The organism is Agromyces allii (assembly GCF_009749385.1).
Lineage (GTDB): Bacteria > Actinomycetota > Actinomycetes > Actinomycetales > Microbacteriaceae > Agromyces > Agromyces allii.
On the sequence record NZ_WBIN01000011.1, the window covers coordinates 191,754 to 214,772 of the forward strand.

18 protein-coding genes are annotated in these 23,019 nt (G+C 70.2%); 5 read left to right on the forward strand and 13 right to left on the reverse strand.

The features are described from left to right. Positions 1-135: 135 nt before the first annotated feature. Positions 136-1,155, forward strand: a complete 1,020-nt coding sequence (locus tag GQR16_RS14695; RefSeq protein WP_157415906.1) for a LacI family DNA-binding transcriptional regulator — start codon at positions 136-138, stop codon at positions 1,153-1,155. Here GQR16_RS14695 and GQR16_RS14700 read toward each other — a convergent pair. The 5 genes from GQR16_RS14700 to GQR16_RS14720 all read right to left on the reverse strand — a co-directional run bounded on the left by GQR16_RS14700 (position 1,152) and on the right by GQR16_RS14720 (position 8,686). Continuing rightward, complete coding sequence (locus GQR16_RS14700; RefSeq protein WP_157415907.1) at positions 1,152-3,212, reverse strand: beta-galactosidase; 2,061 nt, start codon at positions 3,210-3,212, stop codon at positions 1,152-1,154. The genes GQR16_RS14695 and GQR16_RS14700 overlap by 4 nt on opposite strands. Before the next feature lie 2 nt (positions 3,213-3,214). After that, positions 3,215-4,138 (reverse strand): carbohydrate ABC transporter permease, encoded by a 924-nt coding sequence (locus tag GQR16_RS14705; protein ID WP_092964314.1) that lies wholly within the window; start codon positions 4,136-4,138, stop codon positions 3,215-3,217. Further along, a complete protein-coding gene (locus GQR16_RS14710; RefSeq protein ID WP_157415908.1) occupies positions 4,135-5,091 on the reverse strand; it encodes a carbohydrate ABC transporter permease in 957 nt (318 codons plus the stop codon). The genes GQR16_RS14705 and GQR16_RS14710 overlap by 4 nt, the downstream gene beginning before the upstream one ends. A gap of 92 nt (positions 5,092-5,183) precedes the next feature. Further along, positions 5,184-6,533, reverse strand: coding sequence for an ABC transporter substrate-binding protein (locus GQR16_RS14715; protein ID WP_246200865.1), 1,350 nt, complete (start codon positions 6,531-6,533; stop codon positions 5,184-5,186). A 47-nt stretch (positions 6,534-6,580) separates the two neighbouring features. Then, positions 6,581-8,686, reverse strand: coding sequence for a beta-galactosidase (locus GQR16_RS14720; protein ID WP_157415909.1), 2,106 nt, complete (start codon positions 8,684-8,686; stop codon positions 6,581-6,583). Positions 8,687-8,876: 190 nt separating this feature from the next. Between GQR16_RS14720 and GQR16_RS14725 the strand changes: the two genes are divergently transcribed. Beyond that, a complete protein-coding gene (locus GQR16_RS14725) occupies positions 8,877-9,962 on the forward strand; it encodes a LacI family DNA-binding transcriptional regulator (protein ID WP_170298516.1) in 1,086 nt (361 codons plus the stop codon). A gap of 102 nt (positions 9,963-10,064) precedes the next feature. On the opposite strand, the gene GQR16_RS14730 is transcribed toward GQR16_RS14725, so the two are convergent. From GQR16_RS14730 to GQR16_RS14745, 4 genes are all read right to left on the reverse strand, one after another. After that, a complete protein-coding gene (locus GQR16_RS14730; protein ID WP_157415911.1) occupies positions 10,065-11,297 on the reverse strand; it encodes an ROK family transcriptional regulator in 1,233 nt (410 codons plus the stop codon). Between the two features lie 94 nt (positions 11,298-11,391). Next, complete coding sequence (locus GQR16_RS14735; protein ID WP_157415912.1) at positions 11,392-12,393, reverse strand: sugar phosphate isomerase/epimerase family protein; 1,002 nt, start codon at positions 12,391-12,393, stop codon at positions 11,392-11,394. A 45-nt stretch (positions 12,394-12,438) separates the two neighbouring features. Further along, positions 12,439-13,593 carry a Gfo/Idh/MocA family protein gene (locus tag GQR16_RS14740; protein WP_157415977.1) on the reverse strand — a complete coding sequence of 385 codons (1,155 nt, stop codon included), beginning with the start codon at positions 13,591-13,593 and terminating at the stop codon, positions 12,439-12,441. A gap of 120 nt (positions 13,594-13,713) precedes the next feature. Continuing rightward, on the reverse strand, positions 13,714-14,760 hold the full coding sequence (locus tag GQR16_RS14745; protein WP_157415913.1) for a substrate-binding domain-containing protein: 1,047 nt from the start codon (positions 14,758-14,760) through the stop codon (positions 13,714-13,716). A gap of 231 nt (positions 14,761-14,991) precedes the next feature. Between GQR16_RS14745 and GQR16_RS14750 the strand changes: the two genes are divergently transcribed. Next, positions 14,992-16,509, forward strand: a complete 1,518-nt coding sequence (locus GQR16_RS14750) for a sugar ABC transporter ATP-binding protein (RefSeq protein ID WP_157415914.1) — start codon at positions 14,992-14,994, stop codon at positions 16,507-16,509. After that, entirely contained in the window at positions 16,506-17,570 is a 1,065-nt protein-coding gene (locus GQR16_RS14755) for an ABC transporter permease (RefSeq protein WP_157415915.1), read from the forward strand. The genes GQR16_RS14750 and GQR16_RS14755 overlap by 4 nt, the downstream gene beginning before the upstream one ends. A gap of 146 nt (positions 17,571-17,716) precedes the next feature. Here GQR16_RS14755 and GQR16_RS14760 read toward each other — a convergent pair whose 3' ends face one another. After that, complete coding sequence (locus GQR16_RS14760; RefSeq protein WP_157415916.1) at positions 17,717-18,952, reverse strand: ROK family transcriptional regulator; 1,236 nt, start codon at positions 18,950-18,952, stop codon at positions 17,717-17,719. A gap of 309 nt (positions 18,953-19,261) precedes the next feature. Then, the gene (locus GQR16_RS14765) at positions 19,262-20,338 is read right to left on the reverse strand and encodes a hypothetical protein (protein ID WP_157415917.1); all 1,077 of its coding nucleotides are present in this window, start codon (positions 20,336-20,338) and stop codon (positions 19,262-19,264) included. A 179-nt stretch (positions 20,339-20,517) separates the two neighbouring features. Between GQR16_RS14765 and GQR16_RS14770 the strand changes: the two genes are divergently transcribed. Next, positions 20,518-21,741 carry an MFS transporter gene (locus GQR16_RS14770; protein ID WP_157415918.1) on the forward strand — a complete coding sequence of 408 codons (1,224 nt, stop codon included), beginning with the start codon at positions 20,518-20,520 and terminating at the stop codon, positions 21,739-21,741. A gap of 73 nt (positions 21,742-21,814) precedes the next feature. Here GQR16_RS14770 and GQR16_RS14775 read toward each other — a convergent pair whose 3' ends face one another. Then, complete coding sequence (locus tag GQR16_RS14775) at positions 21,815-22,393, reverse strand: hypothetical protein (protein WP_157415919.1); 579 nt, start codon at positions 22,391-22,393, stop codon at positions 21,815-21,817. Positions 22,394-22,398: 5 nt separating this feature from the next. Then, positions 22,399-23,013: a hypothetical protein gene (locus GQR16_RS14780; protein ID WP_157415920.1), complete on the reverse strand. Its 615-nt coding sequence runs from the start codon at positions 23,011-23,013 to the stop codon at positions 22,399-22,401. Positions 23,014-23,019 lie beyond the last annotated feature (6 nt).

Below are 23,019 nucleotides of genomic sequence, written 5' to 3' on the forward strand. Positions count from 1 at the left end.
CCGTGTTCTGTGAACGTGCACAGATTCGAGAGCGAGAACTCCGCGCTGAGATTCTGTGAACGTGCACAGACTAACCACGGCCTTCGCCGGATGTCAAACACGACGCCGCTGCGCACCGCCGGTACAGTGGGCCACATGCCCGAGATCCCCGCCCGTCGCAAGCGTGCGACGGTGCACGACGTCGCCGTCGAGGCGGGCGTCTCGCGCGGCACCGTGAGCCGCGTCGTCAACGGCGAGCGCTACGTCTCCGACGAAGCGCGCAAGGCCATCGAGGCCGCGATCGTCAAGGTCGGCTACGTGCCGAACACCGCCGCCCGCAACCTCGTCATGCAGCGCACGCAGGCCGTCGCGTTCATCGTGCACGAGCCCGGCCCGCTCTTCGTCGAAGACCCCAACATCGGCGAGATCCTGCTCGGGGCGAACGCCGCGCTCTCCGACGCCGACTACCAGATGGCGAGCATCGTGGTCGACTCCGAACGCGACACCGAGCGCGTCGCGCGCTTCCTCCGCGGCGGCTTCGTCGACGGCGTGGTCATGGTCTCGGCGCGCACGAACGACCCGATCACGCGCGTGATCGAACAGCTCGAGCTGCCGGCGGCCTTCGTCGGCCACCCGCCCGGGCTCACCGCGGCCTGGGTCGGCATCGACAACGTCGGGTCGGCGCGCGCCGTGACCGAGCAGCTCATCGCGACCGGCCGCCGCCGCATCGGCATGATCGCCGCGGCCCTCGACCGCGACTCCGGCGTCGACCGCCTGCAGGGCTTCACCGACGCCCTCGGCGACCGCTTCGACGCCGACCTCGTCGAGTCCGTGCCGCTCTACTCGTACTCGGCCGGCGTCGATGGCATGCGCGCGCTCCTCGCGCGGCATCCCGACCTCGACGGCCTGTTCGCCGCGTCCGACGCGGTCGCGGCCGGAGCGCTCGAGACGCTGCGCGAAGCCGGCCTGCGCGTGCCAGAAGACGTCGGCGTCGTCGGCTTCGACGACAGCGCCTGGGCCACACGCACCCATCCCCCGCTCTCGACGGTGCGCCAACCGGCGGCCGGCCTCGGCCGCGCCGCCGCGCTGAGCGTGCTCGCGCAGATCCGCGGCGAGAAGCCCGCCGTCGACGGCATCATGGTCGAGACCTCGGTGGTCTGGCGCGAGTCGGCCTAGGCGGCGCCCCCGTCCGCAGCATCGACCACGTCGACCCCGTCTGCCGCATCGGCCACGACGACCGCGACGCCCTGCGCGGCCAGGCGCAGCCCCGCGGCCGGTGAGCCGCTGAGCAGGTCGGTGCCCTCGACGAGCAGTTCCGCCTCGTCGACTCCGTGGTTGATCACGAACAGCGCGGGCCCGCGCCGCACCGCCTCGACCTGACCGCCGCGCGTCGCCGCGGGCGGCAGCCCGATGCCGGCCTCGCGTGCCGCCGACTCGGCGATCAGCCGCAGGGCCTCGGGTTCCGGCAGGGTCGCGACGTACCAGGCGCTGCCGCCGTCGGTGCGACGCCGGGTGACCGCGGGCCATCCGCTCAGCGCACCGTCGTCGAAGGTCGCGAGCGTCTCGGCGTCCTCCACCCGCACGAACTCGCCCCAGACGGTGCCGAGCGCGGCACCGCCGACCACGTCGCCCGTGAGCGCCAACGGCGGAGCCGCCATGCCGCCCGCGTTCGCGAGGTCGGGCGCGGCCGGCGGCGCGAACTCCTCGATCCACACGCCGAGCGCGCGGCGGAGCGGCTCGCCGAGATACCCGCCGAGCCGCACGTGCAGGTTCTCGTCGAGCACGGCGGTGCCGAATCCGACGATGAGCGTGCCGGACTCGGCGAAGGCCGCGAGGTTCGCGACCTGGGCGTCGGTCGTGACGAGGTGCGCGGGTGCCACGACGAGGTCGTACGACGAAAGGTCGCCCTCGGCGCGCACGAAGTCCACCACGAGTCCCAGCGAGGTCAGCGCGGCGTGCCAGGCGCCGACGGCGCGCAGGTACGAGACATCCGTCGGCGATGCGGGCTGCTCGATCGCCCACCAGCTGTGCCAGTCGAGCGCGATGGCCACGCGCGACGTCACCCGGCTGCCCGCCACGGCGTCGTCGCCCGAGCGCGCGGCGAGCGCGGCGAGCTCCCCGCCGAGCTGCTCGACCTCGCGCCAGACGCGCGTGTCGGTGCCCGAGTGCGGCACGAGCCCGGAGTGGAACTTCTCCGAGCCGGCGGCCGACTGCCGCCACTGGAAGAAGAGGATGCCGTCGGCCCCGCGCGCCACCGACTGGTACGACCACGCCCGCATCTGGCCGGGCGCCTTCGCGGCGTTCTGCTGCCGCCAGTTCACGGCGCTCGGCGACTGCTCCATGAGCAGCCATGGCGCGCCGCCGCCGAGCGAGCGCATGAGGTCGCGCACCATCGCGGCGTACGCGGGCGAGTCGGGATCGGCCGGGTCGGGGTAGGTGTCGTCGCTCACGACGTCGACCTCCGCCGCCCACGACCAGTAGTCGACCGGCTTGAAGAATCCCATGAAGTTGGTCGTGACGGGAACCGCCGACCCCTCGCGGATGATCGCCTTCTCGGCCCGGAAGCAGGCGAGCAGCTCGTCGCTCGAGAAGCGGTCGAAGTCGAGCAGATGGGTCGGGTTGCGGAACGTCGGGGCGGCCCGCGGCGGCTGCACCTCGTCGAACGAGTCGTAGCGCTGCGACCAGAAGGCGGTGCCCCAGGCCCGGTTCAGGTCCTCGACCGTGCCGTACCGCTCGCGCAGCCACTCGCGGAAGGCCGCGGCCGACACGTCGCAGTAGCAGTGGCTGACGTGACATCCGTACTCGTTGTTGATGTGCCACAGCTCGAGCGCCGGGTGGTCGGCGTAGCGCTCGACCATGCGACGCACGAGCTCCCCGGCCCGCTCGCGGTAGACCGGCGAGCTCGGGCAGTACTGCTGCCGACTGCCGACCGAGAGGGTCACGCCGTCCTCGGTCACGGGCAGGGTCTCGGGATGCCGCGCAGCGAGCCACGGCGGAGGAGAGGCCGTCGCCGTCGCGAGGTCGACGCGCACACCGCCCGCGTGCAGCAGGTCGAGCACCTCGTCGAGCCACGCGAAGTCGTACTCCCCCGGGCGCGGTTCGAGCCGCGCCCACGAGAACACGCCGACCGTCGCGAGCGAGACGCCCGCCCGGTTCATGAGCTGCACGTCCTCGTCCCAGACGGGCCGCGGCCACTGCTCGGGGTTGTAGTCCCCGCCGTACCAGATCGTCATGATCACTCCTTCACGCTTCCGCTGGCCAGCCCGGACTGCCAGTACCGCTGCAGGAACAGGAACGCGAGCACCAGCGGGATGATCGACACCAGCGAGCCCGTGATCACCGTCGAGAACAGCGCCTGCGAGCCGCCGCCCTGGCTGGCGGCCGCCTGCATCTGCGCGAGGCCGACCGTGATGGGGTACAGCTCCGAGCTGTTCAGCATGATCAGCGGCAGGAAGTAGTTGTTCCACGTCGCGACCAGCGAGAAGAGGAACACGGTCACGAGTCCGGGCCCGAGCAGTCGCAACCCCACCTGCCAGAAGATGCGGAACTCGCCCGCGCCGTCGACCCGCGCCGCCTCGATGAGGGTGGCGGGGATCGCGTCGGCCGCGTACACCCGCATGAGGTAGACGCCGAAGGGGCTGACGAGCGAGGGCACGATGACCGCCCACGGCGTGTTCGTCAGGCCCGCCGCGGTGAACAGCAGGTAGGTCGGCAGCGCGAGGGCCGTGAGCGGGATCATGATCGCGCCGAGGGTCGCACTGAACAACGCCTTCTTGCCCGGGAAGTCGTACTTCGCGAACGCGTAACCCGCCATGGTGGAGAGCAGCGTCGCGCCGAGGGCCGCACTGATCGAGTACACGAAGGTGTTCCCGAGCCAGCGGGCGAACATGCCGTTGCGCACGGTGAACAGCGTCTGCAGGTTCTCCCAGAGGGAGAAGTCGCCGCCGAACCACAGGCCGAACGTCGAGAAGAGCGCGGCGTTGTCCTTGGTCGCGGAGACGATCAGCCACCAGAGCGGCAGCACGAAGTACAGCACGCACAGCCAGAGGATCACCGTGAGGAGCGTGCTCCGACGCCGCTCGGGCGCGAACCGGTTGCGGGAACGGCGCGATCCGGTGGCGCCGATGGTCACGGCGGCCCGGGTCTCGGTCGAGGTCATGACAGGCTCCGTTCACGTCGCTCGCGCCGTTGCGCGCCGAGCTGCACGATGTAGGACACGACGGCGATCACGATTCCGAGCAGGAACGCGATGGATGCCGCGTAGTTGAGCTCCTGGTTCACGAAGGCCAGGTTGTAGGCGTAGAAGTTCGGCGTGTAGGAGTTGATCACCACGTTCGGCGCGATGATCGAGAGCAGGCTCGGCTCGGCGAACAGCTGGAACGACCCGATGACGGAGAAGATGACCGTCAGCATGATCGCCGGGCGGATGGCCGGGATCTTGATGCTCCACGCCATGCGGAACTGCCCCGCTCCGTCGATCTCGGCGGCTTCGTAGAGCTCCGCCGGAATCGACCGCAGGGCCGCGTACATGATGATCATGTTGTAGCCGACGAACTCCCACGTGACGATGTTCATCATCGAGCCGAGCATGTTCTCGGCCGACAGGAACTCGGGCGTCCCGAGGCCCGCGGCTCGCGCGATCTGCGCGAGCGGACCGAAGTCGGGGCCGTAGAGGTAGCCCCACATGAGCGTCGCGACCACCGCGGGCACGGCGTAGGGCATGTAGATGAGCAGCCGGATCGCCTTCGACCCCCGCGCCCGGAAGGTGTCGAGCGCGAGGGCGAAGAAGAGCGCCAGCCCGAGCATGATCGGCACCTGCACGATGAAGAACAGGCCCACCCGGCCGAGGCCCTCGAGGAACAGCGGGTCGGTGAGCGCCCGGATGTAGTTGCCGAGGCCGTTGAACGCCTGGCCTCCGATGAGCTTGCTCTCGAACAGGCTCAGGTAGCCGGCGTAGACGAGCGGGACGACCAGCATCGTGATGAACACGACGAAGAACGGGACGAGGAACAGGTAGGCGGCCCGGTACTGCCGGCGCTTCGTGGTACTCGTGCGCCGCCGGGGCGGCGGGGCTGCGGGGCGCTCGGCGGTGAGCGCCGGAGTGGCTGACATGGCGGCTCCTTCTCTTGGCGGTCGGGGATGTCGCGGATGATGCTGAGGGGAACGGGGCGCCCGCCGTGCGTGCGGCGGGCGCCCCGCAGGCGTCACTCGACGGTGAAGCCCTGGTCCTCCGCGTACTTCACGAGCTGGTCCTGCCACGTGTCGAGCGCGGCGGCGATGTCGCCCTTGTCGGCGATCACGGTGCCCATCGTCTCCTCATAGGTCGAGTAGACGTAGTCCATGAACGGCACCCACTGGAAGTCGGTGTCGACGGTCGTCGAGATCTGGGCGAACAGCTTGTTGACCTGCTGGCCGCCGTAGAACTCCGACTCCTGGTCGGCGAACGCGGGGTCCTCCAGCACCGAGACCTGCGGCGGGAACAGGAACTGCTCCGTCGCGAGCTTCATGGCCGAGGACTCGTCGTTGTTGATGAACTTCGCGAGCTCGTAGGCGGCGATCGGGTTCTTGCTGGAGGCGAGCACCGCGTCGGAGGATCCGCCCCAGTTGCCCGAGACCTCCTCGCCCTCGGTCCACTGCGGCAGCGGGGCCGCACGCCAGAGTCCGGAGGTGCTCTCCGCAGTGCCCTGGAGGAAGATCGGCCCCCAGGCCGCCGTGAGCCAGCCCGCGTACTTGCCGCTCGCGAGGCCCTGGTACCAGGTGTCGTTGAAGTCGACGTCGGTCGAGATCAGGTCCTGCTGCACGAGGTCGGTCCAGTAACCGGCGACCTTCTTCGCGTCGTCGCTGTTGACGTCGATCTTCACGGTCTCCTTGCCGTCGTAGCCGAACGGCTTGACGCCGGCCTGCCAGAAGAAGCCGATCATCTGCCCGGCCTGGGTGGCGCCGAGGTTCGAGATGTACGACCCGGTCTTCTCCTTCACGGCCTTCGCCGCGGTCGCGTAGTCGTCCCACGTCGCCGGAGGCTCGGTGATGCCGGCCTCGGCGAGGATGTCCTCGCGGTAGAGGTTGCCCATGGGGCCGACGTCCTGCGGGATCGCCCAGACCTCCGCGTCGGGTGCGACCTGCTTCCACGCCCAGTCCACGTAGTCGCCGGCGAGGTCGTCGGCGCCGTACGGCGTCAGGTCGAGCAGGGATTCGTTGAGCACGAACGAGGGGATGTACTGGTACTCGAGCTGCGCGACATCCGGAGCTCCCTCGCCCGCCTCGATGGCGCTGCGGAGCTTCTGGTAGTGCGGCAGGCCCTGGCCGACGTTCTCGACGGTGACGTCGATCGCGGGGTACTTGTCCTCGAAGAGCTTCACCTCGTTCTCGATGTCGGGAACCCAGGTCCAGAACGTGAGCTTGGTGGGGGTGGTCATCGCCTTGTCGATGTCGTCCTGGCTGACGGTGTCGGTCGAGCCGCCGCCGGAGCTCGGCGTGCAGCCGGTCAGGAGCAGTCCGATGGACACGGCGCCGCCAACCAGCGCCAGTGCTGTTCTCCGTGTCTTCTTGATCATGATCACTCTTTCTGTGGGTGTGTTCGGATCGCAGGATCCGGTGGTGCTCACCGGCTGAGGAAGGTCCGCGTCGACCACGCGGCCAGTGAGACGTCTGTTCCCGCCTGGAGCTGCGCTCCGGTGACGGTGTCGGCGACGGATGCCGCGAGCACGAGGTTCTGCGGCTCCCATCCCCAGTTGAAGGCGAACCAGGCGCGCCGCCCGTCGGGGAGCGTGCCGGAGGTCACGGAGACGGGCCCGGCGGTCTCGCCCGCGAGCTCGTGCGAGGTCGCTTCGGGGACGGCCCAGCGGATGACACCGCTCGCGAGGGCAGGGCTGGGCACACAGCCGACGACGGTGACGCGACCATCGCCGACTGCGTGGCTGGTGACGGCGGGGAAGTCGCCGAATCGGGGGTGCACGTAGCGCGCGAGCACGTCGGCGTCGTCGGCGATGAGGCCGTCGATCCAGAGGCGTGCGGCGGCCGTGCCGTCGAGGTGGAGATCATCGGATGTCGCGACGACCGCGACCTCCTGCTCGAGGTTCGAGTACTCGTCGTAGTGGACCCCCGCGAGGTCGGTCAGTCGCACCGGGGAGACCTCGACGCGGGCTCGGGCCTCCTCGTCGGCGTAGCCGGTGCGGGGGCCGACGACGAGGTGCCCGCCGGCGGCGACGTAGTCGCGGAGCAGCGCCAGTTCGGAATCCGTGGTCACGTACACGCCCGCGGCGACGAGCACCGGGAAGCGTTCGGCGAGCGCCTCGGCGCCGAGCTCGGCGGCCTGGTCGAGATGGAGCAGGCGCGCCTGGCGCCCGGCGTCGACGGCGCCGCGGTGGAACGCGTCGAAGATCTTCTCGTAGGACTCGGGGTCGGGCGCCTCGTCGACGCGGAGCGGCGGCGTGAACTGCAGGGCGTAGCGGCTCGCGTTCGACCAGAGGATCGCGACATCCGCATCGGGTTCGAAGCCGTCGAGCGTCGTGCCGATGGCCGCGAGCTCGGCGCCGATCTCGGCGACCTCGCGGTAGACCCGGCCGGGCACGAGGCTGTGCGGGAGCACGCCGCCCCAGTAGGTCTCGATGCCGTAGGGCAGCGTGTGCCAGTGCCAGTACTCGATCATCGCGGCACCGCGGGAGATGAACGTGTAGGCGGACTGCTTCAGCTGGCCTGGGTAGGGCGGGAAGTTCGTGTCGGAGTGCCCGATCGACTGGGCGTTCGTCTCGGTGACGAGGTAGCGCCCCTGCTTCGAGGAGTACATGCGGTCGGCCGCACGGAAGAGGGCGGGAACGCCCGTCGTCGTCCACTGGCTGAGCTGCGAGCGCTCGAGGGTCGCATCGAGGCGGTCCTGCATGCCGTAGTACGGGTTGCCCGACGTGATGTCGAGTGCACGGCTGACCCGCTCGTCGTCGAGCGCCGGTCGACCGTACTGCAGGCACGTGGTCACGAACTGGTCGTCACGTGAATACTCGCGCACGAGCTCGGCCTGCCACGCGATGAACTCGGTCGTGAGCTCGGTCTGGAACCGGCGCCACGCGAGGTCGTACTGGGGGAACGAGTTGCCGTCGGGCCGCCACAGCTCCGACCAGTCGGCCAGGCGGTGCGACCAGTACGTGAGGCCCCATTCGCGGTTGAGGGTCTCGACGTCGCCGAACTGCGCTCGCAGCCGGTTCACGAACTCCTCGAAGACGTGGTCGTTGTGGAAGAGCTCCATGCCGGGCTCGTTGTCGACCTGGAAGCCGATGACGGAGGGGTGGTCGGCGTAGCGGCCGACGACGGCGCGGATGACCCGCTCGGCGTAGGTGCGGAACACGGGGTGCGAGAAGTCCATCTCCTGGCGTGCGCCCCACGGGATCGGTTCGCCCGTGCGGCGCTCGGCCGCGATCTCGGGGTGCGCGACCTGCAGCCACGGCGGCACCGCGTAGGTCGGGGTTCCGAGGATCACGCGGATGCCACGACGGTGCGCGCTGTCGAGCACTGGGGCGAGCCACTCGAGCTCGAACTCGCCGTCGCGGGGCTCCCACGTCGACCACACCGACTCCCCCACGCGGATGACGTTGATGCCGGCTTCGCGCATGAGGTCGAGGTCGGTCTCGACGCGATCGGTGAGGTGGTACTCGGGGTAGTAGGCGACGCCGAAGAGGAGTCCGCTCGGGGACGTGACGGGCAGCGGTGACTTCATCTGATTCGTACTCCGTTGTAGGTCGGCAGGGCCGTCTCTGATCATTCTCACCCGAATGTTTTCGACAACATTGGGTGGAAGTAAGCATGTTGCCGATAACATCGATCTGTCAAGCACTATTTTCAGCGGAAGAGCACCGCAGGCTGCAGACGCGCAGCCCGCTGCCGAACGTGGCACCGGAGAGGTCAAGATGAGCACGAGTCCCGTCTCGCCAGACGCCGAGACCGCGACGGCGGGCGCTGTCGACTCGACGACCGCACCGCCGCGCGCACCGAAGGCGGCGACCATCTACGACGTCGCCCAGGCCGCCGGCGTCTCGCACCAGACCGTCAGCCGGTTCCTCAAGGGGTTCGAGGGCATCCGCCCCGAGACGCGCGAGAAGGTCGAACAGGCCCTCGACGAACTCGGCTACCGGCCGAACCTCACCGCGCGCAGCCTCAAGTCGGGTCGCTCGCACCGCATCGGCGCCCTGACCCACGAGATCTCGCAGGTCGGCCCCGGACGCATCGTCGAGGGGGCCAGCGCGGCCGCCCGCGAGGCCGGCTACGTGCTCGACATCATCGCGCTCGACGCCCGCAACCCGCGGGCCATCGAGGAGTCGCTCGCGATCATCACCCAGCACGACCTCGCGGGCGTACTCGCACTCGCGTCGACCGACGAGATGACCCACGCCTTCGAGACGACCGCGTTCCGGGTGCCGGCGTACGTCGCCGCCGAATCCGACGGCGTGCCCGACGACCCCCGCACCAAGCTCTCGAGCGTCGGACTTCCGGCCGTCGTCGCGCACCTGGCCGAGCTCGGGCACCGCCGGGTCGTGCACATCGCCGGGCCGCACACCTGGTCGGCGTCGCGCAACCGCATGCGGGCGTTCGAGTCCGCCGTCGAGGCGCAGGGCATGCACTCCGAGGCGATCCTGCACGGCGACTGGTCGGCCAGGTCGGGATACGAGGCGATCGCCGGCCTCGCCGAACTGCCCGGCGCCACCGCCTACGTCGCGGCCAACGACCAGATGGCCATCGGCGCGATGCTCGCCCTGAAGGAGCGCGGACTGCGGATCCCCGAAGACGTGAGCGTGGTCGGCATCGACGACATCCCCGAGGCGGCCTACCTCGATCCGCCGCTCACGACGCTCCGCAACGACTTCGAGGCGCAGGGCCGCGCGGCCGTGCACCAGCTCCTCGCCCTCATCGAGCAGTCGGAGCCTCGCCCGGTCACGGTGCCGCCGCCGCTCCTCGTCGTGCGGCGCTCGTCGGGCCCGGTGCTGCAGGCCGGGTAGGGCCCACGACGAGCGACGCCCGCACGCGGCATCCGCTCGCCCTGGGCTCCCGACCGGTCAGCCCGCGAACGGCCAGCGCGCGAACGGTCGGCGCACGATCGGTCAGCGCGCGAACGCCGAGGCGACCGCACGCGACGGCATCACCGTCGGATCGCCGAGCGCCTGCGCGAACACCAGTTCCGCCGCGCCGATGAGCAGCAGTTCGTCGTCGAGCCGGGCGCCGACGATCTCGGGCTCGCTGCCGCCGCCCGGCAGCGTGGGAGCGATCCGACGGTGGATCTCGTCCTCCCCGACGACGGCGAGCAGGTGCGCGAGATGGCCGCCGAGGATGACGGTGCGCGGGTTGAAGATGTTGACGATCGATCGGAGCGCGACGGCCAGGCGGCTCACCTGGCGGTCGATCTCCAGGCCGCCGTCGCCTGTGCGGTCGAGCCACTCCACGGCCATCGCGTCGAGCACGGCCTCGGGGTCGACATCGCCGAGCCCCGCCGCCTCGACGAACCGGTCCCGGCGCACCTCGGTCTCGAGGCATCCCGTCGCCCCGCAGTGGCATCGGCTACCGCGGGTCGAGACCGCGGTGTGCCCGAACTCGCCGGCGTTGCCGCCCTCCCCCGTGACGAGGCGGCCGTTGATCACGATGCCGCCGCCGATGCCGCTCGCGCCGCCGTTGAGGTAGATGATCACGCCGTCGCCGCGGCCGGCCCCGAAGGTGCTCTCGGCGACGACGCCGCAGTTCGCGTCGTTGCCGACGACCACCCGCATGCCCGTCGCCTCTTCGACCAGCTGCCCGACGGCGGCCTCGCGCCAGCCGAGGTGCGGCGCCAGGATCACCGATCCGTCCGCCTCCCTGACCAGGCCGGGCAGGGCGACGCCGATGCCCAGCACCGCTGCGTCGCCGAACGCCGGCCGCATGCCCTCGATGATCGCGCTGACCACGTTGACGAACTCGCCCACCGTCGGCGTCCGCTCGTTGCGGTACCGCACTCGGTGCAGCACGCGCCCGCTGAGGCCGACGAGCGCGACGTCGATCGCGTCGATCTCGGGATTGACGGCGATCGCGGCCGCCTGGTCGGAGGCCGTCACCGAAGGGCTCGGACGCCCGACCTTGCGAACCGCCGTCGCCGGGTTCTCCTCGACGAGGCCGCGCTGGGACAGGTCGGTCACGAGCCCGCCGACCGTCGATCGGTTCAGCCCGGTCGCGCGCGTGATCTCGGCCCGCGAGAGCGGACCGTCGCGGTGCACGAGGCGCAGCACCTGCGCGAGGTTCTGCCGTCGGATGTCGTCGATCGTCGCGCCGAGCGTCGAGCTCGGCGAATCCATCCTCGCCCCGTCCATACCCACCCCTTTCGGATTCACCGCGAGCAGCACGCCAAGGCGGCGGGCTGCGCGGCAGCCCGCCGCCCTGGCGGAACGACTCGCCCCCAGCCTGTCAGTTGCTGCTGAACGCCGCGTCGAACGCGGCCGAGGGCGGGGTGATCGCGTTCAGTCGACGGACGAAGGCGAGGGCCTCGGGAGCGCCCTGGAGCCGATCCATGCCCGCGTCCTCCCATTCGACGCTGGTCGGGCCGTCGTACCCGATGGCGTTGAGCGCGCGGAACACGGGCTCCCACGGCACGGCCCCGTGTCCGGTCGACACGAAGGTCCAGCCTCGCCGCGGGTTCGCCCACGGCAGGTGGGAGCCGAGCACGCCGTTCCGGCCGTCGAGGTTCGTCACGGACTCCTTCACGTGCACGTGGAAGACGTGCTCCGCGAAGTCGAGGACGAACGCGACGCTGTCGAGCTGCTGCCACACGAAGTGCGACGGATCGAAGTTGAACCCGAAGCTCCGGCGGTGGCCGATGGCCTCGAGGGTGCGCTTCGCCGTCCAGTAGTCGTAGGCGATCTCCGAGGGGTGCACCTCGAGGGCGAATCGCACCCCGACCTCCTCGAACACGTCGAGGATCGGGTTCCAGCGATCGGCGAAGTCGCGATAGCCGGCCTCGATCCACTCGTCGGAGGCGGGCGGGAACATGGCGACGGCCTTCCAGATCGACGATCCGGTGAACCCGTTGACGGTCCCGACGCCCAGCTTCGCCGCGAATCGCGCGGTGTCCTTCAGGTCTTCGGCCGCGCGCTGCCGCACACCCTCCGGGTCGCCGTCGCCCCACACCCGGTCGCTCAGGATGTCGCGGTGGCGCTCGTCGATGGGATCGTCGCAGACCGCTTGCCCGGTCAGGTGGTTCGAGATCGCGAAGACCTTCAGCCCGTTCCGTTCGAGGATGTCCTTGCGGCTCTGCACATAGGCGTCGTCGTCCCACCTGGAGACGTCGAGGTGGTCGCCCCAGCAGGCGATCTCCAGTCCGTCGTATCCCCACTCGCCCGCGAGCCGGGCGACGTCCTCGAACGGAAGGTCGGCCCACTGGCCGGTGAACAGGGTGATCGGTCGCGTCATTGCGCATGCTCCTTGCTTGAGTGATCGATGTGCTGCTGGGCGGCGTCAGCCGACCGGGGTCCAGACGGCCTCGTGCTCCGAACTGCGTTCGACGGCGTCGAGCACGCGCTGGAGGTGCAGGCCGTCGGCGAACGACGGGCTGGGGGCCGTGCCGGCGGCGATCGCCGTCACGAGTTCGACGACCTGGTGCGAGAAGCCGTGTTCGTACCCGAGCCCGTGCCCGGGCGGCCACCACGGCGCCAGGTAGGGATGCCCTGGCTCGGTGACCAGCACCCTGCGGAACCCCTGCTCGAGATCGGGGTCCGCGGCGCTGTAGACCTCGAGCTCGTTGAGCCGTTCGAGGTCGAAGGCGAGGGCGCCGCGCGATCCGGACACCTCGATGGTCAGGGCGTTCTTGCGGCCCGTCGCGAAGCGGGTCGCCTCGAACGTGCCGATCGGCGCGAAGCCGTCCTGCGACGCGAATCGGCCGGTGACGAGGGCGACGTCGTCGACGGTCACGGTGCCGAGCCGGTCGGTGGCCGTGCCCGAGAGCCCGACCCGTTCACCGAGCAGCGGCCGCTCGGTCACGATGGTCTCGAGGATTCCCGAGACGCGTTCGAGTCGGAGCCCGGTGATGAACTCGGCGAGGTCGATGGCGTGGGCGCCGATGTCGCCCAGTGCGCCGGATCCTGCGCGATGCTTCTCGAGCCGCCAGGTCATCGGACCGGTCTCGTCGCGAAGCCAGTCCTGCCGGTAGGCGGCCCGCACCTGCCGCACGACGCCGATGCGCCCGGCAGCCACGAGGTCGCGAGCGAACGTCACGGCGGGAACGCGTCGGTAGGTGAGGCCGACCATGCTGATCACCCCGCGTTCGGCGGCGGCGTTCGCGGCCTCGGCCATCGCCTCGGCTTCGGCGACGGTGTTCGAGAGGGGCTTCTCGCACAGCACGTGCTTGCCCGCCTCGAGCGCGGCGATCGCGATCTCGGCGTGCGTGTCGCCCGGGGTGACGATGTCGACGAGGTCGATGTCATCGCGCGCGATCACCTCGCGCCAGTCGGCGGATGCCTCGGCCCAGCCCCATTTCTCGGCGGCCTGCTCGACGGCCGCGAGGTCGCGCCCGGCCAGGACCTGCATCGTGGGCTTCACGGGGAGATCGAAGAATCTGGGGGCGACGCGCCAGCTCTGAGAGTGAGCCGCGCCCATGAAGCCTGCGCCGATCATCGCGACGCGGAGCGTGTCCGACATGTCGTCCTTCCTGTGTTTCGGGTTCGGTGGACTCTGCAGTCCGATTCGGTGGGATCGAGGTGCCCGGCCGCGGGGCCGGGCACCTCGATCACTCGATCAGGACTCGAATGCGAGGCCGATGAACTGGTCGACGTTGTCCTTGGTGACCACGGGTGCGTCGAGCACGATGCGGGTGGGCACGCTGGGCGTGATCAGGTCGCTCATGGTCTTGCCCTGTGCGATGAGGCGGGCCAGGGCGATGCCGTCGGCGGCCTGCGTCGACGGGTAGATGATCGTCGCCTTCAGCACGCTGTCGTCGGCCTGGATGGCCTCCATGGCGTTCTTCGAGCCGGCGCCGCCGACCATGAAGAACTCGTCGCGGCCGGCCGAGTTGATGGCGGCGAGCACGCCGATGCCCTGGTCGTCGTCGTGGTTCCAGATCGCGTCGATCTTCGGGTTGGCCGAGAGCAGCTGCGATGCGGCGGCCTCGCCGCCCTGCACGGTGAAGTCGGCGGCAACGCGGGCCGAGACCTCGAGGCCGCAGTCGTCGAGCGCGTCGGCGAAGCCCTGCGAGCGGTCCTGCGTCAGCGGCAGCGAGTCGATGCCGGCGATCTCCGCGACGACCGCGTCTGGGGTATCGCTCAGCTGCTCGCAGATGTACGTCCCTGCGGAGACGCCCATGCCGTAGTTGTCGCCGAGCACGGTCGTGCGCGCGGCGAACGGGCTGGAGAACTCGCGGTCGACGTTGATGACCGGGATGCCGGCCTCCATCGCCTTGATCGCGACCTCGGTCAGTGCCGCACCATCGCTGGGCAGCAGCACGATCGCGTCGACGCCCTCGTTGATGAAGGTCTCGACGGCGGCGATCTGCGCGTTGGCGTCGTTCGTGCCCTCCGCGACCTTCAGCTCGACATCACTGAAGCCCGCGGCTGCGGCCTGGGCGCCGGAGTTGATGGCGCCGAGCCAGCCGTGGTCGGCGGCCGGGCCCGAGAAGCCGATCACGACGTTGTCGCCGGATGCCGCGTTCTCCTCGCTGCTGGTGCCCTGATCGGTGACGCTCTCCTGCTCGGCTCCGCCGGTGCAGCCTGCGAGGAGTCCGATGGCGAGGACGGACGCCCCCACACCGAACAGCGCGCGCTTGGCGAGCGTGTGATTCCGTGCCATGAGTTCTCTCCTTTGAGGTGATTGCTGGTGTGATCGCGTGGCGATGCGGGGTGGGCATCGCCGTTCGGCGTGTTTGTTTTTAGTCACATCAAATACGCCGTGGGAACCATACCAACCCACGCATTGGCTGTCCACAAGCATTTTCCGTAGGCCCGGAACCACGCGCACACCCGCACTCTCCCGGGAGATTTGCCGATTTCGGCCGCACGAAAGGTCTGATATGTTGCGACCATGATCAAAGTCGACCACCCGGTGTTGCTGGACGCCCGAGGGCTTCGGAAGTCCTTCGCAGGCGTTCACGCGCTGAAAGACGTGAGCCTGGAGATCCTGGCCGGCGAAGTCCATTGCATCCTCGGCCAGAACGGCGCAGGCAAGTCCACGCTCATCAAGACGCTCGCCGGAGTGCACCAACCCGACGAAGGCGAGATCCTGTGGCTCGGCGACCCGGTGTCGATCCCCGACCCCCAGGCCGCCCTCGAACTCGGCATCGCGACCATGTACCAGGAGCTCGACGTCGTCGACGGCCTCACCGTCGCCGAGAACATCTTCCTCGGACACGAACTCGCGAAGGCCGGATTCACCAGTCGAAGCCAGGCCCATCGACGCACCAAGGAGCTCATGCAGCGCCTCGGCCACGGATCGATCTCGCCGAACACCGAGGTGGGCTCGCTCAGCGCGGCCAACAAGCAGATCGTGAGCATGGCGCGCGCACTCTCGCACGACATCAAGCTCATCATCATGGACGAGCCGAGCGCCGTGCTCGACTCCGAAGAGGTCAAGAACCTCTTCGCGGTCGTCCGCGAGCTGACGAACGCGGGCATCGCGGTGGTCTACATCACCCATCGCCTCGAGGAGATCCGCCAGATCGGCGACCGCATCACGGTCATCAAGGACGGGCGAAGCATGGCCCACGGGCTCGCGGTCGCCGAGACGCCGACCTCGGAGCTCATCCGGCTCATGACCGGCCGGAACGTCGAGAACGTCTTCCCGCCGGCGGTGCCGATCCGCGACGACGCACCCGTCATGCTCGACGTCGACGGCCTGCAGTTGGCGGGCGTGTTCTCCGACGTGTCGTTCTCGGTGCGCGCCGGCGAGATCGTCGGCCTCGCCGGGCTCGTCGGCTCCGGCCGCTCCGAGATCCTCGAGACGATCTACGGCGCGCGCCGCGCGACCGCCGGCACCGTCTCCGTCGCCGGCACGGCACTCCGCCGCGGCTCGGTCGTCGCGTCGGTCGCCGCGGGCATGGGACTCTCTCCCGAAGAGCGCAAGAGCCAGGGCCTCGTGCTCGAGGAGCCCATCTACGTCAACGTCACGCTCTCGTCGATCTCCCGCTTCGCGCGGGCCGGATGGCTCGACGCGCGAGCCGAGCGCAAGGCGGCGAGGGCGCAGATCGAGGCGCTCGAACTCCGCCCCGCCGACCCCGACCGCGCCGCCGTCACCCTCTCCGGCGGCAACCAGCAGAAGATCCTCCTCGCCCGCTGGCTCGTGCACGGCACCCGCGTGCTCCTGCTCGACGAGCCCACCCGAGGCGTCGACGTCGGCGCCCGCACCGAGATCTACGCCCTCATCCGACGCCTCGCCGCCGAAGGCAACGCCATCGTCGTCGTCTCCAGCGAGATCGAAGAGGTCCTCGGCCTCGCCGACACCGTGCTCGTCGTCGCCGACGGCCGAGTGCTCGACTCCCTCCCCGCCTCCGCAATCGATGAGCACGGCGTGCTCGAACTCGTCATGAAAGGAGCTGCCGCGTGAGCGAGCAGACCACCCCCGGCACCGACATCGCCACCCCGCCCGGTCCCGAGACCACCACCACCTCGGTCGCAGAGATCCCCCAGCAATCCTCGCTCCGCCGCCTGCTGGGCGGTCCTGTCGGGCGCAACGCCGGGCTCGTCGTCGCCCTGCTCCTGATCGTCGTGGTCGGCGCGATCACGGCCGGCGACACCTTCTTCCAGGTGTCCAACATGCTGACGATCCTGCGCCAGGCCTCGATCATCGGCGTCATCAGCGTCGGCATGACGCTCGTCATCACCGCGGGCGGCATCGACCTCTCGGTCGGATCGGTCATGGGCCTCGCCTCGATCGCCGCGACCCTGGCCGTGACGCAGGACCTCGCCGGCAGCTCGCACTGGATCGTCATGGTGGTCGTCGCGCTCGCGATCGGCCTCGCCGCCGGCCTCGTGAACGGCGTGGTCATCTCCTACGGCAAGGTCGTGGCGTTCATGGCCACGCTCGCGATGCTCGTCGCGGCCCGCGGCCTCGCGGAGATCCTCGCCGAACGACGCACCCTCGTCGTCGAGAGCCGCGGCTTCATCGAGTTCATGAACGCGGACTTCCTGGGCGTCGACATCCTGATCTGGATCTTCGCGCTCGTCGCGGCAGCCGGCTGGCTGATCCTGAACCGCACGACCTTCGGTCGTCGCACGGTCGCCATCGGCGGCAACCGCGAGGCCGCCCGCCTCGCCGGCATCGACGTGAAGCGGCACACCATGTGGCTCTACGCCATCGCCGGCCTCTGCGCGGGCATCGCGGCCGTCATGATCCTCGGGCGCACGACGGCCGGCACGTCGACGCACGGCACGCTGTACGAGCTCGATGCGATCGCGGCCGTCGTCGTCGGCGGCACGCTGCTGGTCGGCGGCCGCGGCACCGTCACGGGCACGGTGTTCGGCGTGCTCATCTTCGCGACGCTGACGAACGTGTTCGTGCAGAACAATCTCTCGTCGTCCGTGCAGGCCGTCGCCAAGGGCGTCATCATCGTCGTCGCGGTGCTGCTCCAGCAGCGGTTCTCGAAGCCGACCGGGGCTCGCGAGTAGCCCGGGCAGCAGCCCGCGCGCAGCGGCCCGTCACGGCTCGGTCGAGCCGGGCGGGCCGCAGCCGTGTCGGCGTGCCGGGCGGGCCGCTGCCGTGTCGGCGTGCCGGGCGGGCCGCAGCCGTGTCGGCGTGCCGGGGTGCCGACGTCTCAGCCGGCTGCGACGCGCTCCGCGCCGGGCATGATGCCCGTCGACGCGGAGGTCGGATCGCGGAGGATCGTGCGGAAGACGAGTTCGCCGGCGCCGATCAGAACGTTGTCCTCAAGGGTCGACGACACGATCCTCACCTCGGAGGCGGGCCCCGCGAGGGCTGACCGCTCGACGTCGTCCTGCAGGCGCGCGTCGGTCGCGTTGCGCAGCGCTCCGAGGAACCCGCCGAGCACGATGACGCCCGGGTTGAAGATGTTGACGATGTTCCGCATCGCGACGCCGAGGTAGGTCAGCTGACGGTCGACCAGCTCCGTGACGTCCTGGTCGGTGCCGTAGGCATCACGAAGTCGCTGCTCGAGCAGGTTCGCCTCGGCATCGCCGAGGCCGACCACGCCGAGCAGGTCGTCGCGATTCACCTCGGTCTCGAGACATCCGATCGCCCCGCAGTGGCACAGGCCGCCGTCGGAGTTGACGAGCATGTGACCGAGCTCGCCGCTGTAGCCGTTCTCGCCCGAGAGCAGCTGCCCGCCGACGATGACGCCGCCGCCGATGCCGCCGGCGCCGCCGTTCAGGTACACGACGTTCTCCTCGTCGACGCCCTGGCCGAACTGCCCCTCGGCGACCACGGCGCACGTGGCGTCGTTCGCGGCCCAGGTCGGCAGGCCGGTCGCCGACGCGACCATGTCGACCAGCGGCTCGTCGCGCCAGTCGAGGTGCGGGGCGACGCGGACGACGCCGTCGCGGGCGCCGACCAGTCCGGGCACGCCGATGCCGATGCCGAGCACCGTTCCGCCGTCGGAGAGCTCGAGGCCGCGCACGAGGGCGTGCAGGGTGTTGACCGTGTGCACGGCCGACGGCGCATGCTCGACGTCGAATCGGAACTCGCGCAGCACGCGACCGCCCATGGCGACCACGCCGATCGCGATCGCGTCCTTGTCGGGGTGCACCGCAACCGCGATGTGGCGTGGCGAGGGACCGATCACGGTGCTCGGACGGCCGACGCGCTTCGTGTCGACCGGCTGCGACACCGTGACGAGGTCGAGCGACTCGAGCTCGGTGACGATCGTGGCGACCGTGGACCGGTTGAGGCCGGTCGCGTGCGTGAGGTCCGCACGGGTCATGGAGCGGTTCGCGTGGACCAGGGAGAGCACCGTGCTGAGGTTCTGCCGACGGAGATCCTCGAGGTTCCGGCCCTTGGATCCGACACGCGAGGTGCCTCCGATCGGATCCTTCATCCCACCTCCAATGGGTGATCTCGTCTGCGGCTCGATGCCTGGCGAACGAGGACTGTCTCCGAATGCTACTCGGATTGTTGGAATCGAGGCCGAAAGCACAGGCGGCGTGGACACGGGTCCTTCGCATCCAGCGCCGCCGGAACACTGCTTGAGAGCGCTCTCATCGAGTCGCCCCAGTGTATCCCCGAACGATCCTGAAAAGGAGGGGTGATTGCGTCGGATGACGACGGATCGCGATTTTGTTGTAATTCCAGTCTAAATCGCGCCTCGATCGCCGAGACCGGCCGATGCAACGCGGGGCGGCGTCCGTCAGGCGTCGACCCGATCCGACGAGGGCGACGTCGACCACGCCTCGCGTCGACCCTCCTCCCTCGCCTGCTCGACGAGGTCGGCGACCTCCCTCCGGCTTCGGCGGCGCCGCGCGACGAGGGCGACCACGATGAGCCCGAGCGCGAGGAGGACCACGAGCTGCGGCAGCGGCGGCGCCCAGGTCGTGAGCGACACCGACTCGGCGGCGCCCGGTGCCGGCTCCCAGCTGCCCGCGGCATCCGCGACCTCGACCGAGGCGGCGATGCGCGTCGGAACGAGCAGCAGCGGCCACACGTCCTCGAGCACGACCGAGATCTCCCTCCGATCGCCCGGCAGCAGCTCGATCGCCTCATCCGAGGGCGCGAACGCCGCAGCGCCACCCGCCGCCTCGACCTGCCCGGTGACCGACAGCCTCGTGTTGCCGGTGTTCTCCACGGCGAAGGCGACGGTCGCCCGGCCGGGGGCGAACGGATTCCAGGAGATGCGGTAGTCCGAGGTCGCGTCGACGATGGCGAGCGAGGGCGCCAGTTCCCCGACGACGCGCGTGAGCACGCGGAACCCGACCCGACTCTCGATGCCGATCGTCGCGCCGTCGTCGGACCCGACCGAGGTGATCGACGCAGCGACTCCGGCGGCGTAGTCGCCCGGCACGGCGCGGTCCGGAACGGCGATCGTGAAGGGCACCACCGCGGTGCCGTTCGCCGGCACGGTGACGCTCTCCGGCAGCTCGATCCAGAGCCCGGCCGCGGTCGAGGGCGTCGAGGCGGGCAGCATGTTGAAGCGACCGGTCTCGGTGAAGTAGCCGTCGGCGGCCGACAGCGCGAAGGTGACCTCCGACGCCCCGAGGTTGCGCACCGCGAGGTGCTCGACGCGGGTCTCCCCCGGATCGAGCGACTGCTCGACCCACGAGCGGTCATCGGGCCCATCGGCGTCGGCCGGGGTCACCGACCACGTCACCGCGGGGTCTTCAGCGGCGGATGCGGCCTGCGGAAGGGCTGCCTGGAACGCGACGGACGCGAGCAGCGCAGCCATGACGCCGAGTCCGACGCGTTGCGCGAACCTGCTGAAGGACTTCATCGTCCACTCCTCGACCCTCGACCGGATGTCTGTATGTTGTGACTCCAGTCATATTACCCATAGCCTGCTGTCGTCGCGTCGATGCGACGACGGTCCGACGACACGCTCGACCCGAATGCCGGTTCGTCTCGGCGACGTCCGGGCGACCCCGACGACCGGGACACCAGACAGGAGCACCCATGACCACGACCCCACTCGCCCCGACCGCCTCGCCATTGCGGGTCGGACTCCTCGTCGGCGCAGTCGCCCTGACCGCCTTCAACCTGAGGACGGGCGTGACCGGCTTCAGTCCGCTCGCCGACCGGATCGGCGAGGAGCTCGGCTTCGGCGCACCCGTGATCGGCGCCATCGGGACGATCGTCACCGCCTGCTTCGCGTTCTTCGGCCTCGTGGCCCCGACGGTCGCGCGCTGGATCGGCCTCGAGCGGGCGATGGTGCTCGCGCTCGTCGTGTCGACGCTCGGCACGCTGCTGCGATCGGCGTCTCCGTCGACCGGCCTCCTGCTCGCGTCGAGCGTGCTGCTGTTCGCCGGCATCGGCATGGCGAACGTGCTGACGATCCCGCTCATCAAGAGCTGGTTCCCATCGAAGCTCGGAACCCTGAGCACCGTCTACGCCGTGCTTCTCCAGGTCGGCCAGGTCATCGCCCCCATCGTTTCGGTGGCCGTGGCCGAATCCCTCGGCTGGCGCTGGTCCCTCGCGATCTGGGCGATCCCGCTCGCGCTCGCGGCGGCGCTCTGGGTGGTGCCGGCGGCGAGCTCGACAGGGACCGGAACCCGCGCCGCACCGCATCGACTCGACGCCGCGACCCGACGTCGCTACTGGTCGACGCCGACCGTGCGCGGGCTCATCATCCTCTTCTCCATGACGGCGCTGCACACCTACACGATCGTCACGTGGCTCCCCAACATCGCGATCGACGCCGGGCTCGGCGAGAGCGCCGGCGCCGCCCTGCTCGCCTTCTTCTCGGTCTTCGGCATCGCCGCCGGATTCGTGATCCCCGGGCTCACGCTCCGCATGGCGAACCCGCGGTGGGTGGTCGTCGCGTGTGCCGCCCTGCTCGCCTGCGGCTACCTGCTCCTGGCCGTCGACGCCACGGCGAACGCGTGGATCGCGACCGCCGCGCTCGGGCTCGGCGTGAGCACCTTCCCGCTCTGCCTCGCGCTCGTGCACCGGCGCTCGACCACCCCGGAGGGCGGCACGTTCCTGTCCGGCTCGATGCAGGGCGTCGGCTACGGCGTCGCGTGCATCGGCCCGCTCTGCGTCGGCTGGGTGCTCACCGCCACGGGCAGCTGGATTCCCGTGTACGTCGGCCTGATCGCGACCCTCGCCCTCACGGTCTACGGCGCCGTGCTCGCCTGCCGCCCCGGATCGGTCGAGGCAGACGCCGCCGCCGGTCGCTGACGGCGGCGCGGCCGGCACGCAGAAGGAGACGGGGATGCCGCGGCATCCCCGTCTCCTTTCATTCCGCCGCAGGTCACGCCGAGACGCGCGACCTCCGGAACAGCAGCGCACCGACCACGAGCACGGCCGCGACCGCGGCGACGCCGAGGCCGACCGCGAACCACGAGCCGAACTCCGCGGCCGGAGCGACATCGGATGCCGCCGCCGCAGGCGCCACGTAGTCCTCGGCGACGACCTCGGCCATGACGATCTCGATCGGCGCACTCGTCTCGTAGGCGACGGGATCGGTCACCGTGACCGTGATGTCCCACTCCCCCTCGGGGAAGGTGCCCGCAGGCACCCCCCAGATGCCCGACCCCTGGCTGGCGGAGACCAGCGGGACGGGATCGAGCACCTCGCCGGCCGCCGAGCGGCCCTCGACCGTGCCGACGAGGAGTGCCTCGACGGGGTGTCCGTCCTCCGTGTAGGCGAACGAGACGTACACGCCGCCCTCGCCGTCCTGTGCGATCTGCCCCTCGAAGGGCCCGCCGTGCGCGCGTGCCGGACCGGCCCCGAGCACGAACAACTGTGCGAAGAGCATCACCAGGACGGCGACGAGCATCGCGGCTGCTCTCCTGCGCGAACCCGTCGTCGCGATCATCGTCGAACCCACGTCCGTCACTCGAAGAGCGAGAGGGTGAGGGTCGAGGTGTAGCTCCCGGGCGTCACCGTCGCGGGCGTGCGCAGCGACAGGTCGGCGGTCGCGGTCCACTGGCCCTCCGGCGAGATCACCTCGGAGGAGGCGGCCATCGCGAGCAGCTCGACGTCGACGAGGCCGGGTCCGGAGTCCAGGCTGCCGTCGACGGGGTCGCCCTCGGCCACGAGGCCCGACTCGCCGCCGTCGATGAGCTCCGGCGCCCAGCCGAGCAGGGAGGCCGGGATCGCGGGCTGCCCCGCGGAGCCGAGGAAGTCGGTCGCACTGCCGAGCACGTACCAGGCCGCGTCGTCGGGGATCTCCTCGGCCGTACGGGTGTCGGTCACGGTCACGGTCGGCAGGGTGCCGGTGAACTGGCGGACGGTCGGGGTGGATCCCGACTCGGTCAGGTCGACGGCGCCGCCGGCGACCGTCAGGGCGAGCACGCCGGGCTCGTCGATCTGCGCGATCTCGACCGACACGTCGATGTCCTCGCCACCGTACTGCTCCTCGGCGGATGCCGCGGTGGCGACGCCGGCGAGCACGAACACGCCGGCCGTGACCAGTGCGCACCTCGCGACGACTTCTCTCCTACGCATGGGGTT